The sequence below is a fragment of the Janthinobacterium sp. TND4EL3 genome (assembly GCF_900156175.1).
In the GTDB taxonomy this organism is placed as follows: Bacteria; Pseudomonadota; Gammaproteobacteria; order Burkholderiales; family Burkholderiaceae_D; genus Janthinobacterium.
In genome coordinates this window covers 68,084-77,355 of sequence record NZ_FTMV01000015.1, presented here as the reverse complement: position 1 = coordinate 77,355, position 9,272 = coordinate 68,084, and the positions used below count along the sequence as shown (strand labels likewise).

The window sequence follows — 9,272 nt, the reverse complement described above, 5'->3', positions numbered from 1 at the left end:
CGCGGAAATAAAAAAAGCCGCCCGAGGCGACTTTGATTATCACGTGATTTCTGCGCTGTTGGTGGAGGTTGGCGGGGGCTAACCGCTGACCTCTTGCATGCCATGCAAGCGCGCTAACAGCTTAGAGACGGTTTAATAACTTAGCGGAAATTTAGTCGATGCAGCAGCAACGATCCCATGGCCAGATAGATCATGTTTTCCGATACGTCAATGCGCTGCTCGTAGTCACGCACCAGACGCCGGTAACGCATCAGCCATGCGAACGTTCGCTCGATCACCCAGCGCCTTGGCTGAACAGCGAAACCTTGCTGCCCCTGCAGACGCCGCACGACTTCCACAGTAAAGTCGAGAAACGCGGCCTTGTCCATCAACTGTCTGCGGTCGTATGCAGCATCCCCAAACAGATGCTTCACCCACGGCCAGCGTTTGATCAAGCCATCGAGCACCATCTGCGCGCCAGTGGAGTCGGCAATGTGGCTGGCGTCAGGTTTATCGCCAGCAAGCGACCATCTGTGTCGACCGCAATGTGACGTTTGCGCCCGCTGAGTTTCTTGTTGGCGTCATAACCTCGCGTTCGCGCGCCGGGTGCTTTCACGCTCTGGCTATCGACAACACCGGCACTCGGCAGTACCTCCCGCTCATTGCACAAGCGATCCAGCATCAGCGCCAAGTCATGAATGGTACGAAACAGCATGCGCCGCATCAGGCGCCGAAACCAGTAATAGACCGTCTGATACAGCGGGAAATCATTGGGCAGCATGCGCCACTCGCATCCGGACCGCACCATGTAACGCAGCGCATTGATCACTGCGCGCAAGTCCGTCTTGCGAGGTCTTCCCGTCTTCGCTTGCCTTGGCAGCAGCGGCGCGATCAGGCGCCACTCTTCCTCTTTCACATCTGTGGGATAGCCACGTTTGAGTGCCGTCCTCACCTGCTGATGCCGGCTTCGATTCTCTTGCGTCCACATCGTCAATCACTCCAAAACATCAAAGATGCTTTGACCTGAAAGTTGCTATGAAGTTTTTAAACCGTCACTTAGCCATATTCCCCCGAGGGGTATGGCGGGAAGCGTTGCGGAAATAAAAAAAGCCGCCCGAGGCGACTTTGATCTATTTACTGCCTTACCTACCCGTTTCTGCGCTGTTGGTGGAGGTAAGCGGGATCGAACCGCTGACCTCTTGCATGCCATGCAAGCGCTCTCCCAGCTGAGCTATACCCCCCGGGCGCAGAAACACTGCTACTTCTTTACTACCAAAACACCAGACTGAACTGGCGTCCCCAAGGGGATTCGAACCCCTGTACTCACCGTGAAAGGGTGATGTCCTAGGCCTCTAGACGATGGGGACCTCGGTACTGCATTTTACCTCTACAGCTTGCTGCTTTACCTCTGCGCTGTTGGTGGAGGTAAGCGGGATCGAACCGCTGACCTCTTGCATGCCATGCAAGCGCTCTCCCAGCTGAGCTATACCCCCCGGGCGCAGAAATAATAAAAGCCGCACTTGGCGACTTTGTTCCACTACTTGCTTTCCATCCAGATTCCGTTTTTTACGGGCCTGAACTTACAACAATCAGTACAAACAACTGCCACTACTATAACACAACTACCTGGCGTCCCCAAGGGGATTCGAACCCCTGTACTCACCGTGAAAGGGTGATGTCCTAGGCCTCTAGACGATGGGGACCGCGGAACTTCCGTACAACATCTGCACCACTTCAACGACTAACAAAACCTGACTGCGATTTTGCTGCTGGTGGAGGTAAGCGGGATCGAACCGCTGACCTCTTGCATGCCATGCAAGCGCTCTCCCAGCTGAGCTATACCCCCGTTGGTGCAGAAACAAGAGTATAGCAAAGAAGTTTCACTCTGCAAATACCCTTTTTCGTCTATGAGCAACTTTTCATAGGGGGCGGTTTCCGCACGCGATTTTCACGCGATTTAACGACGCGTGCTTACAGCCACTTCGCCAGGCGCGCCAGCACGGTGTCGCGGCCGAACATCACCACCACCTGGTCAATGGCGGGCGTCTGCAGCTGGCCCGTCAGAATCAGGCGCAAGGGCATGGCCAGCAGCGGCATCTTGATGGTGTTGGCGGCCAGCACTTCCTTGATCATGGCGGCGACAGCTTCCTTGCTCCACTCCACCGTGGCGATGCGCTCGGCAAACTGCGCCAGCACGGGCTTGATGGCGTCCGTGATGTGCTGCGTTGCCAGTTCCGCTTCCGGCTGCGGCTCGCGGAAGAACAGCATCGAGGCGGCTGCCAGCTCATTGACCGTATTGGCGCGCTCTTTCATCATGCCCAGTACTTGCGCCAGGTCAGGCGCGCCTTCGAAGACGGCGCCGGCGGCGACCATCTGCGGACGCGCCAGGCCGGCCAGGCGGGTGTTGTCGGCCTGCTTGATGTAGTGGTTATTGAGCCATTTGAGCTTTTCCAGGTCGAACTGCGCGGCCGACTTGGTCAGGTGATCGAGGTTGAACCATTCGCAGAACTGCTCCACGGAGAAGACTTCGTCGTCGCCGTGGCTCCAGCCCAGGCGCGCCAGGTAATTCAGCATCGACTCGGGCAGGAAGCCCTGCGCCGGGTAATCCATCACGCTGACGGCGTCGCGGCGCTTCGACATCTTCTGGCCGTCCGAACCCAAAATCATCGGCAGATGGCCGTACAGCGGCAGCGGCGCACCGATGGCGCGCAGGATGTTGATCTGGCGCGGGGTGTTGTTGACGTGGTCGTCGCCGCGCAGCACGTGCGTGATGCCCATGTCCCAGTCATCGACGGCCACGCAGAAGTTATACGTCGGCGTGCCGTCAGGACGGGCGATCACCAGGTCGTCCAGTTCGCGGTTCGAGATCGTGATCGTGCCCTTGACCACATCGTCCCAGCTGACGTCGCCGTCGAGCGGATTCTTGAAGCGCACGACGGGCTTGCGGTCGGCAGGGACGGCCGGCAGGGTCTTGCCCGGTTCCGGGCGCCAGGTGCCGTCGTAGCGGGGCTTTTCGCCGGCCGCGCGCATGCGCTCACGCATCGCTTCGACTTCTTCCGGCGACGAGTAGCAATGGTAGGCAGTGCCTTCGGCCAGCATCTGCGCCACCACTTCGCGATAGCGGTCCATGCGGGCCATCTGGTAGAACGGGCCTTCGTCGTGATCCAGGCCCAGCCACTGCATGCCTTCGATGATGGCTTGCACGGCTTCCGGCGTGGAACGCTCCACGTCCGTGTCTTCGATGCGCAGCACGAAGGTGCCGCCGAAGTGACGGGCATACGCCCAGCTGTATAAAGCGGTGCGGGCGCCGCCCAGGTGCAGATAGCCGGTCGGGCTGGGAGCGAAACGGGTGCGGACGGGAGTAGCGGTTGTGGTCATCGAAGTAATCAGGCCTGAATAAGTAAAACGCCATTTTACTCTGTTGACCGCCGCCGCTCCACAAGCGCCGTCACAGCTGCAGCAAGCGCCTTTTCACCTCGTCCGCCTGCGCATGCAGCGCCTGCTCGAACAGGGCGACCAGCTGCGACAGGGGCCGGTGCAAGGGTTTCACGAGATTCACCGTGAACGGCAGGGACACGGCAAAGCGGCGGATCTGCAAGCCCTGCCCCGCATAATCGAGGGCCGTGAGCGGATTGACGATGGCCAGCCCCACGCCTTCGCGCACCATGGCGCAGACGGAAGCGGCGCTGTGCGTGTCAAGCGCCATGCGCCGCTCCACGCCCGCCTGCGCGAAGATGGCGTCGATCTGCTGGCGGTACGGGTCGACGGCGGCCAGGCTGATGAAAGGCTGGCCCGCGAAGTCCGCCGGCACCAGCACGGTTTTGCTGGCCAGCGCATGGCCGTCGGGCAGCACGCACACTTCATCGACGGACATCAAGGCATCGAGCACGGTGCCGGGCGGCGCATTACCCACTTCCGTCAGGCCGATATCGTGGCGCTGCGCCGACAGCCACTCTTCCAGCAGCGGCGACTCCTGCGGCGTAATGCTGATGCTGACCTTGGGAAAATCGGCGACGAAACGCTTGCAGGCCTGCGGCAGCAGCGACTGGGAAAACACGGGCAGGCAGGCGATCGACAACTGCCCCTGGTCGAACTGGCGCAGGGCCGCCGCCGTGCTGACAATGCGCTCCAGGCCAAAATAGGCGCGCTGCACCTCCTCGAACAGCTGCAGCGCCTGGGCCGTGGGGCGCAGCCGCCCCCGTTCGCGCTCGAACAGGGTCAAACCCGTCAAGTGCTCGAGGCGCGCCAGCTCGCGGCTGACGGTGGGCTGCGAGGTGTGCAGCATGGCGGCGGCGGCCGTCACGCTCCCCGTCGTCATGATGGCCCGAAAAACCTCGATGTGGCGCAATGAGATGGTCATATCCATATCATAAATGAATAAAGTCACCTTAAATGGATATTTTATGTTTACAAAGAAAACCCCCATCATGATCGGAACGTAGGTCGGATTAGCGCAAAGCGCGTAATCCGACACCCCTCCATAAAATGACAAAGACCACCGCCATGAAACCAGTGCCAGACGCCACCCTCGCCCAACTCGCCCAGGAACACGGCACGCCATTGTGGGTATATGACGCGGCCACCATCCGCGCGCGCATCGCGCAGCTGGCGCAATTCGACACCGTGCGCTTCGCGCAAAAGGCCAATTCAAACATCCATCTGCTCACCGTGATGCGCGAAGCGGGCGTGCACGTGGACGCCGTCTCGCTGGGCGAGATCGAGCGCGCGCTGCAAGCGGGCTTTGCGCCGGCGCAAACGAATGGCGCCGCCGGCCTGGTGTTTACCTGCGACCTGTTCGACCGCGCCACCCTGGCGCGCGTGGTGGAAGCGAAGATCGAGGTCAATTGCGGCTCGGTCGACATGCTGCGCCAGCTGGGCCCCTTGTCGCCCGGCCACCGCGTCTGGCTGCGCATCAATCCCGGCTATGGCCATGGCCACAGCAACAAGACCAATACGGGCGGCGAAAACAGCAAGCACGGCATCTGGCATGAAGAGCTGCCGGAGGCGCTGGCCGTCATCCGCGCGCATGGCCTGCACCTGGTGGGCCTGCACATGCACATCGGCTCGGGCGTCGACTACAGCCACCTGGAAACCGTCTGCGGCACCATGGTCGAGCTGGTCAAGAACATGGGCCACGACATCGAAGCCATTTCCACGGGCGGCGGCCTGTCCGTGCCTTACCGCGAAGGCGAGCAACCCGTCGACACGGACCACTACTTCCAGCTGTGGGATGCGGCGCGCAAGCAGATCGAGGCGCACCTGGGCCATCGCGTGCACCTGGAAATCGAACCGGGCCGCTTCCTCGTGGCCGACGCGGGCCTGCTGGTGGCCGAAGTGCGCGCCACCAAGCAAATGGGCGGCAACCACTTCACCTTGCTCGATACGGGCTTCAATGAACTGATGCGTCCCGCCATGTACGGCAGCTACCATGCAATGTCGGTGATCGCGCACGACGGCCGTGCCCTGGACGCCCAGCGCGCCACCGTCGTCGGCGGCCCCCTGTGCGAGTCGGGCGACGTCTTCACCCAGCGCGATGGCGGCGTGGTGGAAACCCGCCTGCTACCGGCAGCGCAGGTGGGCGATTACGTCGTCTTCGAAGGCGCGGGCGCGTATGGCGCGTCAATGTCGTCGAACTACAACAGCCGCCCGCATGCAGCCGAATACCTGGTCGATGGCGCCGATGAGCAACACCCGTCGCGCCTGATCCGCCGCCGCCAGACGGTGGCCGAGCTGATCGCGCTGGAACAACTGTAAAACCTTGCCCGCGTGCGGGCATGCGCATCTGCTAACATCGGGGCAACTCGATGAAAGCCCGCCATGCCCGCCCAAGTACTTCCCTTCCGCAGCGCCACCCGGCTGCTGCTGCCCCTGCTGCTCTGCGCCGTCCTTGCCGGCTGCGCTTCCCTGCCTTCGCTGAACGGCCGCATCCCCTCCACCGTCATCGCCGATACGGCCGATACACGGCTGGCCACGGCCATCGCGCCCATGGTGGCGCAGCATCCCGGCGTGTCCGGCATCTATCCGCTGGTCGACGGGCGCGACGCCTTTGCCGCGCGCGCCCTGCTGGCCGCCGCCGCCCAGCGAAGCCTGGACGTGCAGTACTACATCTGGCACAAGGACATCACCGGCACCTTGCTGTTCGACGCACTGCGCCAGGCGGCCGAGCGTGGCGTGCGCGTGCGCCTGCTGCTCGACGATAACAACACGGCGGGCCTCGACCAGACCCTGGCCATGCTGGGCAAGCAGCGGAACCTGGAAATCCGCCTGTTCAATCCCTTCGTGCCCCGCGCGCCGCGCGCGCTGGCCTTTGCCACGGATTTTTCGCGCCTCAACCGGCGCATGCACAACAAGTCGTTCACGGCCGATAACCAGGCCACCATCGTCGGCGGGCGCAATGTGGGCGATGAATATTTTGGTGCGGCCGGCGACGTGCTGTTTGCCGACCTGGACGTGCTGGCCGTCGGCCCTGTCGTGGGCGAGGTATCGCAGGATTTCGACCGTTACTGGAACAGCGCATCCGCCTACCCGGCCACCCTGCTACTGACCAGCCCGGTCGACGGCGACGCGGCCACCATCACCGCCGAGGCGGACCGCCTCGACGACACCACGGCGGCCGAGGAATACGTGCAGGCGCTGCGCACCTCGCCTTTCGTCAGACAGATGATGGAACGCACCCTGCCCTTCGAATGGGCAAAGACGCGCATGGTCAGCGACGACCCGGCCAAGGTGCTGGACAAGGCCCGGCCCGGCACGGGCGTGGCGGAAAACCTGCAAAATCTGCTCGGCGTGCCGGAAAAGGAAGTGGACCTGGTGTCGCCGTATTTCGTGCCCGGCAAGGCCGGCACGCAGGCCTTTGCCGACCTGGCCAGCAAGGGCGTGGGCGTGCGCATCCTGACGAATGCGCTGGAAGCGACCGACGTGGCGGCCGTGCATGCGGGCTACGCGAAGTGGAGAAAACCGCTGCTGGAAGCGGGCGTGCTGCTGTACGAGTCGCGCCGCTCGTGGGAAGCCGGCGACGCGCGTGAGCAGCCGGGCCGTTTCGGCAGCTCCGCATCGAGCCTGCATGCGAAGACCTTTGCCGTCGACGACAAGCGCATCTTCGTGGGCTCGTTCAATTTCGACCCGCGCTCCATCGAATTGAACACGGAAATGGGCCTCGTCATCGACAGCCCCGCGCTGGCCAGCCAGCTGGGGCAAGCCATGCGCACCAGCATCCCGCAGCGCGCCTACCAGGTGCTGCTTGGCGACGACGGCGCGCTGTACTGGATCGCCCGCGACGCCAGCGGCGCCACCACGCGCCACGACACGGAACCGGGCACCAGCGTGTGGAAGCGCATAGGGGTGGCGATTTTGTCGGTGCTGCCGATAGACTGGCTGCTGTAAGCGGTTTTGCCGACGATGTTGTCGGATGACGCGTGGCTGCGCCCCGCTAATCCGACCCACAAGGTCATCGTAGGTCGGGTTAGCGCAAAGCGCGTAAGCGGACAAGCACGCAGCACCGCCCTTTACCGCACCGCTTCCGTCAAGATCCGCCCTTCCGACGCCGTCGGCTGGCGTATGCGCAGCAAATGGGCCAGCGTAGGCGCGATATCGACCACTTCCGCGTACTGGCCGTAGGCGCCCGGCTTGATCCAGCGGGGGCCGAAGACCATCAGCGGCACGTTGGTGTCATACGTGTACGGCGTGCCGTGCGAAGTGCCGCCGCTGCCCTTGCCGAAGTACCAGGCCGGCTTTGTGACCAGCATCAGGTCGCCCGACAGCTGGCGGTTCCAGGCGCGGCGCATCAGCGTGTCCATGCGCGTGGCGACGGCGCCTGTTTCCATCTGCGTGCGCGTATAGACTTGCGCCAGGCCGTCCTGCTGCAGCAGGAAGCGGGCCGCCGCGTCTTCCAGGGCCGCGCGATGGACGCCGCGCTGTTCCGCCAGCGCGTAATCGAGGTAGATATTCGGCAGCGACGATGTCGTCACCAGTTTATCGATGCCCAGAGTCGTTGCCAGGTGCTGGTTCAAGGCATCGACCAGTTTGCCGCCATCGATGCGTTTGGCGGAAAAGCCGCGCGTTTCCGTAAATTCCGGCACGTTGGCAAAGCCATGGTCGGCCGTCAGCACCACCAGCACGTTGTCCATGCCGACTTTTTTATCGAGATCAAGAAAGAAGCCGGCCAGCATGCGGTCCAGGCGCTGCAGGTGGTCGTGCGACATCTTGCTTTCCGGGCCGTAGGCATGGTTCACATAATCATGCGCGGACAGGCTCACGCCCAGGATATCGGGCACGCCGGCCGGGTTGCGGCCCAGGTTTTCGCCATCGATGGCGGCGCGGGCGAATTCCAGGGTCAGTTCATCGAGGAAGGGGCCGGACTTCAGGCGGCTGTAATACTCGCCATCGAGCTTGCCGCTGTCGCTGTAGTAGGCGAACGGGAAGGTGTTGCGCGTGCCCGGCTTGGCCGCCACGAGGTCGTCGCGCGCATCGTTGACGTAGGCGCTGTCGGCCAGCAGCGGCGTCCAGCTCTTGCCGTAGTAGCGGTCCTGCGGTTTGCCAGCCTGGTAGCGCTGCACCCATTGCGGATGCTGCTGCATGTAATAGGTGCTGCTGGCGAAGTTGCCGGTCTTTTCCATGTACATGTATGCCGTGCCCGTTTTCCCGGCCAGCAGGATGGCGCCCCGGTCCTTGCCCGACACGGTGACGACCTTGGCCTTGTCGCCCGTGGCATAGCGCAGCTCGTCGCCCAGGGTGCTCACGCGCAGTTTCGTCGGCGCGGTGCCATCGTCAGGTTGCGTTTCTTCGCCGATGTAATGGAAATTGCCGTCTTCGGTGCAGTACACGGACTTTTTCGTGACGGGATCGATCCAGTTATTGCCAATCACGCCATGCTGGTACGGGTAGGCGCCCGACAGCACGGCCGAGTGGCCGATGGCCGTGACCGTGATGCCATGCGCCTGGTGCGCATCGCTGAACCACGCGCCCTGCTCCAGCAGGCGGCGGAAACCGCCCGGCCCGAACTGCTCGCGATAGCGCGTCACCTGCTCTTGCGGCAAGCCGTCGACCACCAGCACCACGACCAGCTTCGGCTGCGCCGCAGCATTGGGAACCGCCTTGGCCGCATGCGCCTGGCACGCCGCCACGCCAGCGACCAGCAGCAGCGCCTGCGCCAGTTGCCGGGAAAGGGAGAAATTCTTCGTCATATCCGCTCGTTTTTCAAAATTGTTCGCAAGGACGCCACGCGCCCTTTTTGGCACCGGGCAGCATACGCAAAATATATGACGCGATGATGACACAATCCTTTCGAACTTGCA

At 62.7% G+C, this 9,272-nt stretch carries 5 protein-coding genes, 5 tRNA genes and 1 pseudogene; 2 read left to right on the top strand and 9 right to left on the bottom strand.

Annotation, left to right across the window (positions count from 1 at the left end):
- Positions 1-140 precede the first annotated feature (140 nt).
- The 8 genes and pseudogenes from BXA07_RS21720 to BXA07_RS21685 form a co-directional block, all read right to left on the bottom strand.
- Positions 141-967 (bottom strand): annotated as a pseudogene (locus tag BXA07_RS21720) (IS5 family transposase).
- 177 nt (positions 968-1,144) lie between these two features.
- Positions 1,145-1,220 (bottom strand) — tRNA-Ala (locus tag BXA07_RS21715).
- A gap of 50 nt (positions 1,221-1,270) precedes the next feature.
- Positions 1,271-1,346 (bottom strand) — tRNA-Glu (locus BXA07_RS21710).
- A gap of 50 nt (positions 1,347-1,396) precedes the next feature.
- A tRNA-Ala gene (locus BXA07_RS21705) sits at positions 1,397-1,472 on the bottom strand.
- A 134-nt stretch (positions 1,473-1,606) separates the two neighbouring features.
- Positions 1,607-1,682, bottom strand: a tRNA-Glu gene (locus BXA07_RS21700).
- Between the two features lie 67 nt (positions 1,683-1,749).
- Positions 1,750-1,825 (bottom strand) — tRNA-Ala (locus BXA07_RS21695).
- Between the two features lie 125 nt (positions 1,826-1,950).
- The gene (gltX, locus tag BXA07_RS21690; protein WP_076570787.1) at positions 1,951-3,357 is read right to left on the bottom strand and encodes a glutamate--tRNA ligase; all 1,407 of its coding nucleotides are present in this window, start codon (positions 3,355-3,357) and stop codon (positions 1,951-1,953) included.
- Positions 3,358-3,427: 70 nt separating this feature from the next.
- On the bottom strand, positions 3,428-4,339 hold the full coding sequence (locus tag BXA07_RS21685; protein ID WP_076570949.1) for a LysR family transcriptional regulator: 912 nt from the start codon (positions 4,337-4,339) through the stop codon (positions 3,428-3,430).
- 143 nt (positions 4,340-4,482) lie between these two features.
- Here BXA07_RS21685 and lysA point away from each other — a divergent pair, with 143 nt between their 5' ends.
- Positions 4,483-5,733 carry a diaminopimelate decarboxylase gene (gene lysA / locus BXA07_RS21680; RefSeq protein ID WP_076570785.1) on the top strand — a complete coding sequence of 417 codons (1,251 nt, stop codon included), beginning with the start codon at positions 4,483-4,485 and terminating at the stop codon, positions 5,731-5,733.
- A gap of 63 nt (positions 5,734-5,796) precedes the next feature.
- Positions 5,797-7,362 carry a phospholipase D family protein gene (locus BXA07_RS21675; protein WP_076570784.1) on the top strand — a complete coding sequence of 522 codons (1,566 nt, stop codon included), beginning with the start codon at positions 5,797-5,799 and terminating at the stop codon, positions 7,360-7,362.
- Between the two features lie 122 nt (positions 7,363-7,484).
- Here the strand turns inward: BXA07_RS21675 and BXA07_RS21670 are convergent, their stop codons facing one another.
- Positions 7,485-9,161 carry an alkaline phosphatase family protein gene (locus BXA07_RS21670; protein ID WP_076570782.1) on the bottom strand — a complete coding sequence of 559 codons (1,677 nt, stop codon included), beginning with the start codon at positions 9,159-9,161 and terminating at the stop codon, positions 7,485-7,487.
- Between the last annotated feature and the right edge of the window lie 111 nt (positions 9,162-9,272).